11 protein-coding genes are annotated in these 17,685 nt (G+C 47.0%); 4 read left to right on the forward strand and 7 right to left on the reverse strand.

Annotation, left to right across the window (positions count from 1 at the left end):
• Positions 1 to 11: 11 nt before the first annotated feature.
• A complete protein-coding gene (locus A3860_RS30660; RefSeq protein ID WP_158085417.1) occupies positions 12 to 827 on the reverse strand; it encodes an FkbM family methyltransferase in 816 nt (271 codons plus the stop codon).
• A 105-nt stretch (positions 828 to 932) separates the two neighbouring features.
• Between A3860_RS30660 and A3860_RS30665 the strand changes: the two genes are divergently transcribed.
• From A3860_RS30665 to A3860_RS30675, 3 genes are all read left to right on the forward strand, one after another.
• On the forward strand, positions 933 to 1,736 hold the full coding sequence (locus A3860_RS30665) for a class I SAM-dependent methyltransferase (protein ID WP_081153903.1): 804 nt from the start codon (positions 933 to 935) through the stop codon (positions 1,734 to 1,736).
• 8 nt (positions 1,737 to 1,744) lie between these two features.
• On the forward strand, positions 1,745 to 2,920 hold the full coding sequence (locus A3860_RS30670) for a glycosyltransferase family 9 protein (RefSeq protein WP_081153905.1): 1,176 nt from the start codon (positions 1,745 to 1,747) through the stop codon (positions 2,918 to 2,920).
• Between the two features lie 186 nt (positions 2,921 to 3,106).
• Complete coding sequence (locus A3860_RS30675; protein WP_081153907.1) at positions 3,107 to 9,736, forward strand: LamG-like jellyroll fold domain-containing protein; 6,630 nt, start codon at positions 3,107 to 3,109, stop codon at positions 9,734 to 9,736.
• 145 nt (positions 9,737 to 9,881) lie between these two features.
• Here the strand turns inward: A3860_RS30675 and A3860_RS30680 are convergent, their stop codons facing one another.
• The 3 genes from A3860_RS30680 to A3860_RS30690 all read right to left on the reverse strand — a co-directional run bounded on the left by A3860_RS30680 (position 9,882) and on the right by A3860_RS30690 (position 12,546).
• Positions 9,882 to 10,703, reverse strand: a complete 822-nt coding sequence (locus tag A3860_RS30680; protein ID WP_081153909.1) for a LamG domain-containing protein — start codon at positions 10,701 to 10,703, stop codon at positions 9,882 to 9,884.
• 115 nt (positions 10,704 to 10,818) lie between these two features.
• On the reverse strand, positions 10,819 to 11,628 hold the full coding sequence (locus A3860_RS30685) for a LamG domain-containing protein (protein ID WP_081153911.1): 810 nt from the start codon (positions 11,626 to 11,628) through the stop codon (positions 10,819 to 10,821).
• A 153-nt stretch (positions 11,629 to 11,781) separates the two neighbouring features.
• Complete coding sequence (locus tag A3860_RS30690) at positions 11,782 to 12,546, reverse strand: menaquinone biosynthetic enzyme MqnA/MqnD family protein (protein WP_245843669.1); 765 nt, start codon at positions 12,544 to 12,546, stop codon at positions 11,782 to 11,784.
• A 59-nt stretch (positions 12,547 to 12,605) separates the two neighbouring features.
• Here A3860_RS30690 and purB point away from each other — a divergent pair, with 59 nt between their 5' ends.
• Positions 12,606 to 13,952: an adenylosuccinate lyase gene (gene purB / locus A3860_RS30695; RefSeq protein WP_081153915.1), complete on the forward strand. Its 1,347-nt coding sequence runs from the start codon at positions 12,606 to 12,608 to the stop codon at positions 13,950 to 13,952.
• A gap of 68 nt (positions 13,953 to 14,020) precedes the next feature.
• Here the strand turns inward: purB and A3860_RS30700 are convergent, their stop codons facing one another.
• From A3860_RS30700 to A3860_RS30710, 3 genes are read right to left on the reverse strand one after another with little or no spacing between them, the layout of a single operon-like run.
• Positions 14,021 to 14,869: a TylF/MycF/NovP-related O-methyltransferase gene (locus A3860_RS30700; RefSeq protein ID WP_081153917.1), complete on the reverse strand. Its 849-nt coding sequence runs from the start codon at positions 14,867 to 14,869 to the stop codon at positions 14,021 to 14,023.
• A gap of 49 nt (positions 14,870 to 14,918) precedes the next feature.
• Positions 14,919 to 15,941 carry a GNAT family N-acetyltransferase gene (locus A3860_RS30705; protein ID WP_081153919.1) on the reverse strand — a complete coding sequence of 341 codons (1,023 nt, stop codon included), beginning with the start codon at positions 15,939 to 15,941 and terminating at the stop codon, positions 14,919 to 14,921.
• A 43-nt stretch (positions 15,942 to 15,984) separates the two neighbouring features.
• Positions 15,985 to 17,580 carry a peptide chain release factor 3 gene (locus A3860_RS30710; protein WP_081153921.1) on the reverse strand — a complete coding sequence of 532 codons (1,596 nt, stop codon included), beginning with the start codon at positions 17,578 to 17,580 and terminating at the stop codon, positions 15,985 to 15,987.
• Between the last annotated feature and the right edge of the window lie 105 nt (positions 17,581 to 17,685).

Consider the following 17,685-nt stretch of genomic DNA (forward strand, 5'->3'; position numbering starts at 1 on the left):
TACTGTTCTTGTTATTTTACCGGAGACCAGTTATAGTTCCTGTACTTTTTAAAATGTGCAATTTCCTTATCGCACAGCGCGGTAAAGATGTCTTTATCGCTTTCATGAATTACACAAAGATCGCCATAAAAAGCACCGCGCCGGCCTGCGAAATAATGCAGCATATGCTGCAACAACGCCTCATCGGCGATGTCGATGCCTGCAATGAAATCGCCATAGCTCATGTAGATAAGAGCATATCTGTAACCGTTTGCCCTGAACAGGTCGAAAATGGCGTTGTACTGCTGATCATTTTTTTCGAGCAGGAAGGGATCGTATTCAAAAAAAACAACAGGCTTCGCCCGTTGCAAATAGTTCGCCGCCCCTTTTATGATCAGGCTGTCGTAGCCATCGGTATCTATCTTGAATAATTTCGCGTTCGCAAAAGCAGGATTGGCCTGTAAAATATCGTCGAGCGACATTTGCTTCACCGGAGTAGCGGAAGGTTCAATATAACCTGTGCCCCGCTCTCTTTTTATTTGAACATTGCCCGTACCGGAAGAGCTTCCTACAATACCTTTAAACAGGCTCACACCTTTTAATGTCTTGCTGTTTTCCTCGAGTATTTTGAAATAAAAATCATCGCCTTCAATACACAATACTTCTGCCTGCACACTGTTCCTGAAAAAGGCTACCGTATCGCCAATATTGGCGCCAATATCAATAATATTGAAATCCTTATATTTTTGGCCGATGGTTTCAGCAAGGCGGGTAGTATTGAAGCCAAACTGTTTAAAACCCCGCATTGCATGGAAAAGCGGATGTGAGAGCGGAGATTTTATTATCACATTGCCAACATGGATATTTACTAATGGATCATAAAACCGCGCAATAATTTTCCGGATTGAAATCATTTGAAATCCTTGTGCTATTTTTGTACAAACCTGCAAATTATGAATCTTTGGGTCAAGAAAAAAATCAAAAAGTACCTTAGAAAACTGAACGTTGAGACTGATACATTCAAAACAATTAGCCCGGAAGTTGCTAATATCCTTGCCCGAAATACAGACCCCAGCCAGGTTGAATCCTTTGTTGCCGGTTTAAAAAAGCAGGGCGCCCCTGCCTGGTTCGAGAACACCACTACCATTACGTCCAAAGAGATTTTTCAGCATAATAACAAGCCACTGCCCTGCTGGTTGGAACGCGATTATAACCCACAGGACGACTGGCTGAACCACCCCTCCTACTATCCTTTATACTTTAACCTGTTTAAATCCTTCTCTAAAAACAGCCAGCAGGTGAATCTGCTCGAAATAGGCGTACGCTCCGGTTATATGTCGGCCGTATTTGCCAAAGCGGTAAAATGCCCATCCAATTACGTTGGTATAGACCCTAACCTGTACCTGCCCAACGGGCTCGATTATGCCGCCGCTACCTGCAAGATCATGAATACTGCCAACCCGCAGTTTCATTATATGCTTATAAACGGTTATTCGTGGGATAGTAAGATCATGAAGAGCCTCGAGTTAAGCCCCAAATACGACATCATTCACATTGATGGCGACCATACCAAAACAGGTAAACTTATTGATCTGCATCTTTGCTCGCACCTCACCAACGAAAATGGCATTGTACTGGTTGACGATTTCCTGCACCACCAGTTTATTCAGGAAAGCGTATACCTGGCCATACAGGCCGGCTGGTATAAGAAAGTGTTTTATGTTGACAGCTTCAGAGGCATGGCCATTTTACAATAAGCAGAAAAATGATTAAACAGGTTACGGATAAGATCAGGGGCGCATACAAACTCGTATTTAACAATACCCTGTTATTCTTCGCCACTACCGGCAAACGGAAACATAATCCCTCATCGGTTTTGATCATCAAATCGGAACAGATCGGGGATTATATTTTATTCCGCAACTGTCTGCCCTGGTACAGGACAATACCAGGGTTCGAAGACCATTCCTTTACCTTATGCGGCAACAGCGCCTTTAAATCGCTGGCCCTGCAATTCGATGCCCAACACGTAGATGGGTTCGTGTGGTTCGACAGAACAAAATTCCTCACCAGCATGCGGTATAAATTCCGCATCATGCGAACCATTTACAAAGAAGGTTTTGAAGTAGTGATCAATACCAATTATTCGAGGCACCCGCAACTCGACGATCTGTTGTCATTTGCCACCGGTGCTGCACAAAAGATTGCCATGGAGGCCAACTTAACCCACCGGAAAAAATGGCAAACCTGGCTATACGATAAGCATTATACCCGTATCATCGGTTTGCCCGTACAAAATTTTTTCGAGTTCGACCGCAATATCAGGTTCATTGAAACCCTGAGCCAGCAGTCATTATCCATCGCCCTTACCCTTGAAAAAGACAAGCTGCCTCCCACTCCGGTTGCAGCAAAAGGGTTTATCATCATATTCCCTTCCAGCAGCGAACCCGTAAAGATCTGGAACATTGAAAACTTTATCGGTATTGGAAAATATTGCGCAGAAACAAAAAATAAAAAGATAATCCTGGTTGGCCACGGCAAAACAGATGAAATGCTGAACAATAAATTCAAAGCAGCTTTACCCCTAAACATTCAGGAAGATTATACCAACCGGCTATCCCTTACGGAGCTTTGCAAACTGGTGTCGCAGGCCGACCTGGTTATAACCAACGATACGGCCATTTTGCATATGGGGGCAGCCCAACAAGTACCAACCATTGGACTGTATACCGGTACCCATTTCGCCCGGTTTGGTCCATACGACCGTAAACGCTTTCCCCATGTTATTTGTATTTACCCCAAACAAATAAACCATTTTGTATATACGCAAACGGCTGAACTGGCAAAACAAATAGAACAGGCCAGCCCTTACCCCATCAATGATATCAACTATAATGATGTTATTGCTGCAATTGACGAGCTGGCGCCCTCACCACAATAAGGCATCCTACCTGAACACCTGCACACTTATTGCCCAAAACAACACGCCTATTGCCAAAACTGCGCGGTTATTAACATTTCGGCCATCATATAGAATTAACCCTATATTTATGCATTTTAATGGCCATAAACTGTACCAACAGCAAGGGCCGTTGAATACTATTGAGAAATTACCCCCTAGACTTACATGAAATATTTATTACTAACTGCATTACTTTGCTCTTTATATTTTAATGCCGTTACCCAGGTGAACCTAAACCAGGGACTCATCGCCTACTATTCGTTCAATGGCACCGCCAACGATGTAAGCGGCCAAAACAATAACCCTACTTATAATTCCACTACTTTAACAACCGACCGGTACGGTAATGCCAACAGTGCGTGCAATTTTGACGGCATTGACGATTATATAATAGTACCCGGCACTGCAGGCATGAACACGGCTACGGCCATGACGGTAGCCATGTATTTCAACACCGAACTCACCACGCTGCAAAACCTCATTGGCAAGATCGGTTATTACAGCGGTGAAGGCGCCCAGTTTCAGGTGGCCATTAACTTCAACCTGTATCCCGGCATTTTATATGGGGTAAATAACCCGGTAGACATTTGCAACTCACAGATCGCCCTGAACTCGGCCTATGTAAATACCGGGGGAACGGTACCCACTAACCAGTGGCATTGCCTGGTGTGCACCTATGAAGCAGGCGTGCAAAAGATCTACCTGAATGGCTTGCTGGTCAGCACGAATAACACTTCTTTCAACACGCTCAGGCAATGTACCAACTCAGATATTCAGATCGGTACGTGGTGGCAAAATGACCAGCTACGGTTTAAAGGGAAAATGGATGATATTCGCATCTACAACCGGGCCCTGAACCAAACCGAAGTAAATGCGCTGTGCCTTGCCAACCTGGTGCCGGTCACCGCCTCTTTCACTGCTCCGGATACGGTGTGTGTAAACACACCGGTAACCATCACCAATACCAGTTCCAACGCCACCACCAATTACTGGTCGTTTTGTACCGGTAACCTGAATGCGCCGCCCGTGGGAGCCAACTTCAGCAGCCTGAACAGCAATCTCACTTCGCCCGTGTATATCGACTATGTACAGGAGAATGGAAACTATTATGGCTTCATGACCGATAACTATACGGGCCACTTATTCCGGCTCGAATTCGGTAACAGCCTGCTAACCCCACCTGCCGCCATTGACCTGGGCGATTTTAACAGCAAAATACCCGATGCAGCAGAAGGCATACAGGTTGTAAAAAATGAAGGAAAATGGTACGCTATTATCGTTGGCGGAACCCTTGCAAACGGCACCACGCCCTGCATTCTGAAAGTTGAATTCGGCGCCAACATTGCCAATAACGCACCCGTGGCAACCAATTGGGGTAATATCGGCAACCTGGCCTACCCACACGATCTGTATTTATTCAGTGATAATGCCGGTGTTTGGCACGGGCTCACGGTTAATAGCGATAACAGTACCATTACCCGTTTCAATTTCACTAACAGTTTCGACAACACCCCAACAGCCGCGAACCTGGGTAATATCGGGAACCTCAGCGGCCCTACGGGTATCCATGCTATTAATGACAACGGCAACTGGTATGCCTTTGTTGCCAATGCAAACAGTAACACCCTTTCAAGACTTGATTTCGGCAACTCCCTGTTCAATGTGCCAACCGGCACAAACCTGGGCAATATCGGAGGCCAGTTCCATACGCCATGGGATATACAGATGATAAATTATTGCGGCGAACTGATCGGGTATGTGATCAACGCCAACACCAGCTATAACAGCCTCATCAAATTGAACTTTTCCACTGTAACCAGCCCCCCCACAGCAACAAGTTTTGGCAACATCGGCAATATGAATTTCCCCCATTGCCTTTCCAAAATATTCAGAGCAGGTGCCGATCTGTACACCTTTGTGCCGAACGTTAGCAACCAAACACTGACCCGGTTGCAATTCACCGGTTGCAACAATGCCAGCGTTCCCAATTCAACCAGCGCCAACCCCGGTACAGTGACCTACAACACCCCGGGCACTTATAACATTACGCTTACGGTTGATGACGGACTGCCCACGCAAACTTCGATCTGTAAACAGGTGGTTGTTTTAGCGCCGCCAGTGCATACGCCCACGCAGGCAATATCGCTTTGTGGCGGTAACCCTGTGAAAATAGGTACGGGGGTACAAAATGCGCAGTATACCTGGAATACCGGGGCCACCACCGATTCTATTGCAGTAAATACGCCGGGCATCTACTGGGTGCAAACAGACCGGTACGGCTGCAGTAACAGGGATAGCATGGTGGTAACCTCATGCGACCCTTGCGCCAACTGGTTAAGCGTTCCTAACAAACCTTCTTACGTCAACATCGGCGACCTCGATATTCCCGGCAACACGGTCACTGTTGAAGCCATGATCAACCGTACAGCAACCTATTCAGGTGGTTTGCTGTATGCCGGCGATGTGGTCTCCAAACACCATGACCCCACCGATGTAAACTACCTGTTGCGGCCAAACACGGCCGAAATAACTACCACCAATGGTTATTACCGCACACCCGATGTTTGTGAAATAGATCTGAATAAAACGTACCATGTGGCCATGGTATACGATGGCAGCACCCTGAAGTTTTACCGCGACGGCTTTTTAATGAGCCAGGTTGCCGCCACAGGTAACCTCATACAAAATAACTGGCATACGCAGGTAGGGTTGTACGATGCGCTGGTACTGAACACCCAATTCATAGGTTATATTAATGAAGTGCGCATCTGGAATGTTGCCCGGTCGCAGGCCCAGATCCGCCAGTACATGAACACTCCGCTTCCTTCGCCCACCACCCAAACCGGGTTACAGGCTTATTACACCTTCGATAACCTGTTGAACAAACAGGGGAACGCCACCTGGAACGGCACATTGGGCGGAAGCGCAACCATAAATGCCACCAACCCCAATTGTACCTATACTCCTGATTCCTGTAAGGCGGCCATCGCGCAATTCACCACACCAGATACCGTGTGCGTAAATACGCCGGTGAATATTACCAACCTGTCGTTAGGCGCCTCCACCTATTACTGGAACTTTTGTGTAGCCGACGTTAATACGCCACCGGCTGCAGTGAATATTGGCAACCCGAACAACCTGCTCGCCGGGCCGGTATTTATGGATTATGTATATACCAATGGTAACTACTACGCGTTTGTCGTGAATTATAATCAGGCCCGGCTGGTACGGCTCGATTTCGGTAACAGTTTGCTCAATCCCCCCTCAGCAGTGGACCTGGGTAATTATGGCGGTTTATTGCAAGTCACCGCCAATGAAGGAATACAGGTAGTGCAGGATGGAGGCAACTGGTATGCCATCATCGTTGGCGGCAATGTCAATGTAGGCCAGCAACCCCGCATTCTCAAGATCGATTTTGGTACCAATATTACCAGCCCCGGCACCCCTACCAACTGGGGCAATGTTGGCAATTTAATGAACCAACCCATTGACCTGCATGTTTTCAGGGAAGGCGGCAACTGGTATGGCTTTACGGTGAATGCAGAGTTCAATACCATTACCCGGTTCAACTTTGGCAGCAATTTTAATAATGCCCCCACCGCCACAGACTTGGGTAATATCGGTGGGCTGAAATACCCCACCGGTATTTACGCCATTAACGACAATGGTTACTGGCGCGTGTTTGTTGTGAACGGTGGCGATAACCAACGCAATGGCACCGCTTCTTCGCTCACCCGCCTCGATTTCGGTTCCTCCCTGTTGAACACCCCAACAGGCGTAAACCTCGGCAATCCCGGCAATATGTTGCATCACCCGCGCGACTTCACCATTATGAAATTTTGCGGCCAGATCGTCGGGTTCGCCGTAAACGGCAACCCTTCGTATAACGACATTGTACGGCTTAATTTCAGTAACGATCTTACTGTAACACCAACCATCACCTCATTGGGCAACCTGGGCAATCTGAATTTCCCACATTCCATTTCCAGGCTGTTCCGCGTTAACGATGAAGTATACACCTTCATCACCAACGTTGCCAACAATACCATTACCCGCTTACGGTTTCAGGGTTGCGCCAATGCCAGTGTCTCCAGCTCTACATTACAGGATCCCCTGCCCGTCACTTATTCGAGCCCGGGAACCTATAATATCAACCTCACCATCGATGATGGTTTGCCAACCCAAACCAGTTATTGTAAACAGGTAGTGGTGCTCGATGTTCCGGCACATACGCCCACCAAAGCACTTGATCTCTGTACCGGCGATTCTATAAAGATCGGCACCGGTATAAAATATGCGCAATATACCTGGAACACGGGGGCAAAAACTGATTCCATTACAGCGAAAACAGCCGGCACTTACTGGGTACAAACAGACAGGTACGGATGTACCAACCGCGATAGCACAGTAATAACGGCCCTTGCCAAACCAGTAGTTAACCTGGGGCCCGATTTAACATTATGTGATGTAAAAAATGTATTGCTCGATGCCGGTAACGCCGGCGCCGGATTCCTGTGGCAGGATGGCTCTACGGCACAAACCTTTACAGCCAATAGTTCCGGAAAGTATTACGTAAGGGTGACCAATACCCAGGGATGTGTGAACAGCGATACAATATCCCTTTCAAAAGTAACGGTGATACCGGCCGACCTGTATTACAAACAGGCTATTTGTAATCCGCTGGCTGTTCAGTTTTACGGCACAGGCAATAACCTGTCGAATGCGTACTGGGTATTTGGCGATGGCAACTCGGCCACCGGCAACCTGAACAGCGCCAATACGTACGCCGCCTTCGGGAATTATACCGTGAAATTCGGTTATGAAACCAATGGCTGTAAAGACACCATCACCCGCACCATTGCCATTCAGGTAACCAATGCCGACCTCATTCTTACGCCCGATACCACCATCTGTTTCAACACCACCAAACAATTGCGCGCCCAGCCGGCCCTGAGTTTCTGCTGGTCGCCAGGCACTTTCCTCAATAATGCGAATGTGACCAACCCGGTCACCAGCACACCGGGAAAAATAACCTATTATTATACAGCCGAGGTTACAGGAAATAATCTAATTACAAATGGGAATTTCAATGGTGGTAACAGCGGATTCACTTCGGGCTACAGCTTTGCCAATCCCAATGTGACCGAAGGACAATACTTTGTTGGCGCCAGTCCGCAAACCTGGAACCCTTCGCTCAGCACCTGTACCGACCATACTACCGGCAACGGAAATATGCTGTTGGTGAACGGCGCACCGGTAGCGAATGTAAATGTATGGAACACCACTGTTGCTGTAACGCCTAATACGAACTATGCCTTCTCAACCTGGATACAGGCATTATACACGCCCAACCCGGCGCAATTGAGCTTTAGTATCAATGGCCGGCAGGTAGGCAGCCCCATCACCGCCAGCCTGCCAACCTGTACCTGGAGCCAGTTCTACACCACCTGGAATTCCGGAAATAATACAACGGCCACTATTGCCATTGTAAATAATAACACCCAGGTGCAGGGAAACGACTTCGCCCTTGATGACATTTCTTTTGCCCCGGTATTTATACAACGCGACAGTGTTATCATTTCAGTAGACACCCCCATTGTAAAAACGAATAACGACACCACAATTTGTATAAATGGAAAAGTGCAATTACAGGCAAGCGGTGCCGCTACTTTTAACTGGACGCCCGCTGCTGGTTTAAATAATACCACCATCAGCAACCCGGTAGCATCCCCGGTTGCCAATACCAGTTACATTGTAACAGGGCAAACCATCAATGGCTGTACGGCCAAAGACACGGTTGCCATTAGTTTGCATGCGGTTCCAACCATTATTACCGATCATGATCTGGTAACCTGCCCCAATACCCCCGTTCAGTTAACCGCCAATACTACCATGGCCACTTACAGCTGGACGCCGGCTGCTGCGGTCAGCAACCCGGCCATTGCCAACCCAATGGCCACAACAGGTACAAACGCTATGTACAAAGTGCAGGTAACCGATGCGTATAATTGCAGTTATAGCGATTCGGTGTATGTACAGGTACGCACCTTCAAATTCTCTGCCGGCATGAACGCTGTTATTTGCAAGGGCTCATCCATTACCATGCAGGCGATTGGCGGCGACCAGTATTTGTGGACCCCGGCAAGCTCACTGAACGATGCCGCCAGCGCAACGCCCATTGCCACGCCCGACACTACCACGTTATACCACGTTACTATCAGGGAAAGCAATTGCGGCACCGACACCACCTTCCACGTACGGATAGCCGTAAACCCTACTCCCGTTGTAAAAGCAGAAAAGATCAACGATATCGATTGTCTGGTACACTCAGCCAAACTGAAAGCATCCGGTTCTGCCGGCAGTTCTTATTTGTGGGCGCCTGCCCGGGGGCTCGACTACCCCACCCTGCCCGATCCGGTTTCCACTGCCGACACCACCACCACCTATTTTGTGACCGGCACCAATCAATATGGTTGCTCAGACATAGATAGTGTTACCGTGTATGTTACTGCAACCGGAAAAGTTTCCTTTGAAGTACCCAATGCCTTTACACCCAATGGCGATGGGCTCAACGATTGCCTGGGTTTAAAAAGCTGGGGCGGCGCTACCATTGAAGAATTTTCCATCTTCAGCCGTTGGGGCGAACGGGTGTTTACCACCAACAAACCAGGCGTTTGCTGGGATGGCCGTTTCAGGGGCGAACCGCTGCCAGCAGGCGGTTACACCTATATTATAAAAGCCAAAACTTATTGTGGAACCATTAAACGATCGGGAATAGTGATGTTGTTAAGATAAGTGAGCCCATCGTAAAATAAAAGAACCCTTTATACAAAAGAAAAAGCCCTTTAAAAAGGGCCTTTTCTTTTGTATGAATTTTGTTTTTGATTAATTCTTAAACGTCTCTGCCCGTTTGTTGATCGCACAATCGGTCAATACGCGGTTATCTTTTATGTATTCGTCTGGGGCGCTGGTCTGCTTCCTGCGAAACGGTTGCGGCCAGTTTGGCAATCTCGCACTCATTTAAAACCCGGTTATATAATCGAACTTCATCCAGTTTTCCATCAATAGAAACAATATCCGCCTTCCACCAGCCACCGATCAGCAGATCGCCGCCAGAACACTTTTTAGCCGTTTGGAAAGTTCTTTTTTTTGTACTCTGCAATACCCCATCAACATATAATTTCTGCAGGCCTTTGCCAAATGTAGCGATGATATTATACCACCTTCCCGGCTGAATGCCCTGTTTGCTATAACAGGCCATCGAGGGATCGTATCCGTAAAGAGTGGAACAACCATCTGCGTTTGATGTAACACCGTAGTTCCAGGCATTGTCATCGGGCTGGCTTTCATGTATACCAAAGATCAATGACTCACCTGTTTCATAATTGATGCGGCTGATAGTTACATTCCTTCGATCAGCGTTATTGACCATCACAAGGAATGATATGGACAGCGAATCTGCATTCAGCTTTTTGTTTCCGGGCACTATCAAATAATCATCTGTTCCATCAAACTCCGCTGCTTTATTAGCCTCACCGTGACAATCCGCCGCCAGGTGAGCCCCGTTCCTTGAAAAAGCATGTAGCCCATTACCACTGGCATCTTTATAATTACCGTTAAAGGGATAATAAGCCAGTAATCCCCGCTTCAGATCCGAAGCACAGGTTGGCTCGGTAACAGGTGCTGGTTTATGTATGATACTGTTTTTTTTGAAAGCCATCAACAGGAGAAGGGCGCCTGCCGATAATACAAGTTTTTTCATGGTAAGGGGTTTCACCGTAAACTTAAAACTTATTACCTGTTACTAAAAGCCCACCTAATAAAAAAGCCCCATTAAAGGGCTTTTTTATTAGGTGCGTTGCTAAAATTAGTTCTTCTTAATTCTTAAACGTTTCTGCCAGCTTGCTGATCTCACAATCGGTCAATGCCCGGTTGTACAACCGAACTTCATCAATTTTACCGTCAATAGATACAATGTCCGATTTCCACCAGCCACCGATCATCAGGTCGGCATTATCGCATTTTTTGGCTTTGGTAAATGTTCTGGTATTGGAAGATTGCAGCACCCCATCAACATATAATTTCATAACACCCCCTACAAAGGAAGCAATGATATTATTCCATCTGCCTGGTTGTATGGGACCATTGCCATAGATAGTGCCTGATGCTGTTGGATCGTAAGAATACAATTTTGAACAATCATCGGTTCCCGGCACCAAGCCAAAACCCCATTTATTATCGGTAGGCTGACTGTGATGTATTCCGTATATCAGGGATTGTCCGGTTTCAAAATTGATCCTGCTTATGGTCACATGGCGGCGGGTATTGGAATTCACCATTACCTGGAATGAGATAGTTACCGTATCTGAATTCAATTTAGCGCTGCCCGGTACTATCAGGTAATCATCTACCCCGTCGAACCCGGCACTACTGTTTGAGCGGCCAAGGAAATCGGTTGTGAGGTAAGCTCCATTCTTCGCGGTGGCATTATTACCGTTACCGCTGACATCATTAAAATTACCGCTGAAAGGATAATAGGCCAGTAGCCCTTTCGACAGGTCTGTTTTACAAACTACCGTAGAATCTGGACTGGGGGTACTGCAATTATTATTTGCGCACTTATCACAATCCTTTTTACAGGCGGCCAGGGAAGCAATGGCCAATAAACTAACAAAAGTTTTTTTCATGCTATTGGGTGTAAAGATTAAGGCCGTAAAATTAATAAACCACCCCACACATTAAAATAAAACCAATAAGCGCGTAGAAAATGGCAAAAAGCGTGTTGATTTGGGCGATAGACGTGTAACTCCCAATCACTAAACGTAAGAAATACGCGTTTTTTAAGCCATCCTGTTTAGAATGCCTTTTTCTTCCATAACAAAAGCTAAAAATTGCTGCAACCCCATTTTCTTTTCGGGAGTAAGCTCATAACTGATGTGTTGGGTATAATAAGCATGCAGGTCAAACACCGGGAAAGGGTTTTCGGCCACGGCCCGGTCAATATGTAGCAGCCCCTCTTTATTGGCGGCATTGAAGTCGGTAATAAAGTCTTGTGGTAAAGGTTTGTTGCTTACCCAGGCGGCGAATACAAAGGGCAACCTGGTAAAATTGATCCAGGCTTCGCCCAGGTCGTAAATATAGGGGGAAACCTTGCGTTGCTCCAGTGCCCGGTCGCCAATGACCACTCCGGCGGTGGTACCCTTTATGGAAGCCCGGTAATCACTCCGGGTATCAACCAGTTCGGGTGCTATTTTCCAGTATTTCCGCAACAGCACTTTGGCCAGCGCCACCGAAGTACGGCTCTGGTAATCGAGCAGTACTTTTTCGATCTTTTCAATGGGCACTTCACTAAAAATGGCCACTGATGCAACGGGCCCCGTACAACCTATACAATAATCGGTAATAATTTGATGCTCTTTCAAATGCGGGATCACCGCCACGGGTACCAGCCCCACATCAATTGTACCCTCAACCAGCATACGCGCCACATTGGCCGGATAATCCTCAATCAACAACAACCTGCTGGCCACCGCCGCCTGCTGAATTCCATATATTAAAGGCTTCGTATTGAGATAATTAACAATTCCAACCTTAATCTTATTCAATTGATTTAATTTTGCGGGCACAAAGGTACTTGACAGGCCTTAATAAACAACAATTGTTCATGGAACTAAACGCACTCACGGCTATTTCACCTGTTGACGGACGCTATCGCCATCAGGTTCAACATCTTGACGACTATTTTTCTGAATTTGCCTTAATCAAATACCGCGTACTGGTAGAAGTAGAGTATGTGCGGTTCCTGGCCGACAAAAAATTCTTCAGGTTAACTGCCCCGCAAAAAAAAGCGCTGCAGGAAATTTGCGAGAACTTTTCCCTTGATGACGCCAAAAAGATAAAAGACACCGAAAAGATCACCAACCACGACGTAAAGGCCGTGGAATATTTTCTGAAAGAAAAACTGGCCGCGATGGATGCCGGCGACATCCGGGAATGGGTGCATTTTGGCCTCACCTCGCAGGACATTAACAATACGGCCATTCCCCTTTCGTGGAAACATGCCATTGAAAATGAATACCTCCCTGCCCTGCTGAACTTCAACCGCCAGCTGTCAATACTGGCCACCGACTGGAAGGAAATTCCCATGCTGGCCCATACCCACGGACAGCCCGCAAGCCCTACCCGGCTCGGTAAGGAGATCATGGTTTTTGTAGAACGCATCGGCAACCAGGTTGAGCAGGTGATCAGTGTGCCGGTAACTGCCAAATTCGGCGGCGCCACCGGTAACTTCAATGCCCATTCTGTAGCATTTCCCGAAAAGGACTGGATCCAGCTGGGCAATGATTTCGTGGAAGGCGTGTTGGGTTTACAACGCCAGCAATTCACCACCCAAATAGAACATTACGATAACCTGGCCGCGCATTTTGATGCCATGAAACGCATCAATAACATCCTCATCGATCTCTGCCGCGACATCTGGACTTATATTTCCATGGAGTACTTCAAGCAGAAGACGGTGAAAGGCGAAATAGGTTCCAGCGCCATGCCGCACAAGGTAAACCCCATCGATTTTGAAAATGCCGAAGGCAATCTCGGTATCGCCAATGCGCTGCTCGAACACCTGGCCGCCAAATTACCGGTGAGCCGCCTGCAACGCGACCTTACCGATTCAACCGTATTACGCAACATCGGCGTACCATTCGCACATATCATACTCGCGATAAAATCAATTGAAAAAGGACTGGGCAAACTGGTGCTGAACAACGGCGCCCTCAACAACGACCTGGAACATAACTGGGCTGTGGTTACCGAAGGCATTCAAACCATTTTGCGCCGTGAAAATTACCCGCAACCGTACGAGGCGCTGAAAGAGTTGACCCGTGGCAAGAATGGCATTAACCAGCAAACCATTCACCAGTTCATTGACGGCCTGAAAGTTTCATCGGCCATCAAGAAAGAGTTGAAGAAAATAACACCGCAGAATTATACAGGAGTGAATCCGGAGTTCTAAGTTAAATTCTGAAAGAAATAGAAAAGCCTCCTGATAAAACCGGGAGGCTTTTAATTTTATTGACCAACTTATACTTTTCTGATTACACAAGTACCTGATTTATCAGGAATAGGAATAACAAACTCTGGTTTATCTTTAAAGAATGCATCAATGGCTACCTTTGCTCCTTTCCAGACCAAACTCGAATAATCGTGCATGATCAGGAAGCCACCTTTTTTCATCCTGGGATAGAAGTAGTTTAACGAATCGGCAATAGGCTTCTCCAGATCACAATCAATATGCACCAGGCTAAAAGAATCTAAATCGCCTACCTGCTTAAGACTTTCAGGGAAGTATCCCTTTACATAAACGATATTCTTATCGGTGCCTACATTCTTTTGAACATACTCAAGAGAAGTATCAGTGAATTGATGTTGATTTATAACCGAATCAATACCCTGAATATCCTTTGCATCAAAGCCCTCGAACGTATCAAACAAATAGCAGTTGGAATTAACTGCAGGATGCCGGGCATACTTGGCCAACAGATAAGCCGAGTTCCCTTTGTACACGCCTATTTCGGCTACGTTGCCTGCTATATTTTCTTCGAGCAAAGAATCTATACAAAGATTCAGGAAATAAAACCGGCCTATGTCCCCGATATTGTTATCATAGTTTCCTGCCATCCATTTTTCAAGATCTTTAAACTCCAGAAAATTGGTTTGTTGCTGGTACTCCCCAAATTTGTGGGAATATCTATCAGGGGTAAACGAGCTATAGTAATTTACCTGTTCTATTTTTTTATGCTGGTTGGCCGGGTATTCTTCTCTAAAAAGCTCTTTATAGAGCTCCATGGTAATTTTGTCGAATTTTTTATGGGATAGGTTCAATAAAGATCTTACGGATTTTACAGCCAGTCTCAGGATGCGTTTTTTCATTTTAGTTTTTTCTTTTATAGCGGCTTTAGAACAGTTGCAAATGTAGAGATTAGATTCGTTTTTCCCACCAGATCATCTCGCCGTGTTGGGCGCTCCTGGTGAACCCGTTCTTCTCCACCACCCTTATTGAAGCTTTATTTAAAGCATGCGTTTCGGCCAGCACAGTATTAATAGCTGAGCGGCCGGCAGCCCATTGTAACAGGCCCTTCACCGCTTCGGTCATATAGCCCTTGTTCTGCTGGGCCGGCATGGTGCCATAACCAATCTCTACGCGCCCATCCTCACCCGGCGGGCCTTTAAAGCCCAGCTCCGCCACGATCAGCCTGCTTTGTTTATCAACCACCAGCCAGAAGGTGTAAAATAAATAATCATTGCCGGTAGCTTTTTCCATATTGGGCAGGGTAAACTTAGCCACCATATCTTTCACCTGCGGGGCAATGGTGCGGCCAAAGGGCGTAAGGCCCAGGGCATTTTCCAACCCGTCGTTTGCCTTCAGGTATAAATGTAATTGACTGGCTGTAAGCGGAAATAAATGAAGCCGTTCGGTTTCTATACAATTGGGATTGCGGCTGGTAAAATAACAGAGGGGTTTATTGCCTTCTTTAATATCGGGCTGTTGTTGAAACCCGCAGCGAAGCAATACTTTCTGCGAGGCAATGTTGGCCGGCTCGGTGATGGCCACTATTAATGGCAGCTTCATTACATCAAACGCATATTGCTTACCGGCCAGTGTTGATTCGGTGGCATACCCCTTCCCCCAATAATCTTTCAACAAGGCGTATCCCAACTGTATTTCACTATGGCGGCGGCTGTCGGTCGTTTCAACCGGAATAATGGCAAAAGAGCCAACAAAGGCGTTGGAGCCTTTTTCTTCCATGGCCCAGCGGCCCATCAGGGGTTGGTGCTGGTACAGGGCCAGGTTCCGCTTTAAAAAAATGGAACATTCCTGGCGGTCCTTGGGCTCACGGATGTACCGCATTACCTCGGGATCACCGTTCAACAGGAAGAAATTTTCTTCATCGTCTGCAGTGTAGCGACGGACAATTAACCGGTCAGTTTCAAATATCACCATAGATTAGCGCAACTTAGCTAATCAGCAAATTAACATATTCCGCCTACACTGCCTCTTTATGGATCTCACTGGTAAAATGAAACTCAATATCGGGGTTATTGCTTCTTTCGGTATTCAGGAACCATTCGCTTTGGGCCAGGTACACCAGGTGGCCGTCTTTATCGGTTGCGATGTTATTACTTTTGAAACGGGTGAAATCGTCGAGCTTTTTGGGGTCGGCGCTGGTGATCCAGCAGGCTTTGTAATAAGGCATGGCCCTGAATTCGCAGCTGGCGCCATACTCCTGCAACAAACGATATTGTATCACTTCAAACTGCAGGTCGCCCACACAGCCAATGATCTTTTTATTACCCCCAAACTGGGTGAACAGCTGGGCCACACCCTCATCGGTAAGCTGTAAAAGCCCCTTTTCCAATTGCTTGGTTTTCATCGGGTCTTTATTGATCACCTCTTTAAATATTTCAGGGGAGAAAGAGGGTATGCCGGTAAAGAAAAAATTTTCGCCTTCGGTGAGCGTATCGCCGATCTTGAAGTTGCCGGTATCGAACAAACCCACCACATCGCCGGGGAATGCTTCTTCAATTACATCCTTGTCGCGGGCCATGAAGGTATAGGGGTTGCTGAAACGAACGTCTTTATCGAGCCGTACGTGATGGAAATATTTGTTGCGCTCAAACTTGCCGCTGCACACCCGTAAAAAGGCGATGCGGTCGCGGTGTTTGGGATCGAGGTTGGCGTGTATCTTGAAAATAAAGCCGCTGAACTTGTCGTCGGTAGGCGGAATATCGCGCACCGAGGTGGGGCGCGGCCGCGGAACGGGGGCAATGCGGATAAAGGTATCCAGCATTTCTTTTACCCCGAAGTTGTTGATGGCGCTGCCAAAGAATACCGGCGCCACTTTGCCGCTCAGGTAATCGGGTACGGGCAATTCGCCATATACGCCTTCCAACAACTCGGCATCTTCCCGTAAAATGGCAGCGTCCTTCTCGCCGATCTTTTCATCGAGCACGGGCAAACTGAGGTCACTGATACTTACAGTATCCTCATCGGTAGCCTTTGTATTGGCGGTGAAAAGCAGCAGGTTCTTATCGTGCAGGTTGTACACCCCTTTAAAGTCCTTTCCGCTGTTGATGGGCCAGGTCATGGGGTGCAGCGAAATATTCAGTTCTTTTTCTATTTCTTCCAGCAGGTCGAACCGGTTCTTACCATCACGGTCCATTTTATTGATGAACACGATCACCGGGGTATCGCGCATGCGGCAAACCTCCATCAGGCGGCGGGTTTGTTCCTCAACCCCGTTCACGCTGTCAACCACCAGAATAACGCTGTCAACCGCCGTAAGGGTGCGGTAGGTATCTTCTGCAAAATCCTTGTGACCGGGGGTATCGAGCAGGTTAATGAGGGTATTTTTATATTCGAAGCTCATCACCGACGTAGCCACCGAGATACCACGCTGGCGTTCTATTTCCATAAAGTCACTGGTAGCGTGTTTCTTGATCTTGTTGCTTTTCACTGCCCCGGCCGTTTGAATGGCGCCGCCGAACAGCAGGAACTTTTCGGTAAGGGTGGTTTTACCGGCGTCAGGGTGCGAAATAATAGCAAAAGTGCGTCGTTTATGAATTTCGTTATTGTATTTCATTGTGTTATGAACCGTTCAGCTGTATTACCAACAGTTGAAAAGTGCCGCAAAGTTAAGGTTTGGCAGGCGATTAGGGAAGCAAACAGGGGCGATTTTAGCAAAACG

It is taken from the genome of Niastella vici, from assembly GCF_002077945.1.
GTDB classification, from domain to species: Bacteria; Bacteroidota; Bacteroidia; order Chitinophagales; family Chitinophagaceae; genus Niastella; species Niastella vici.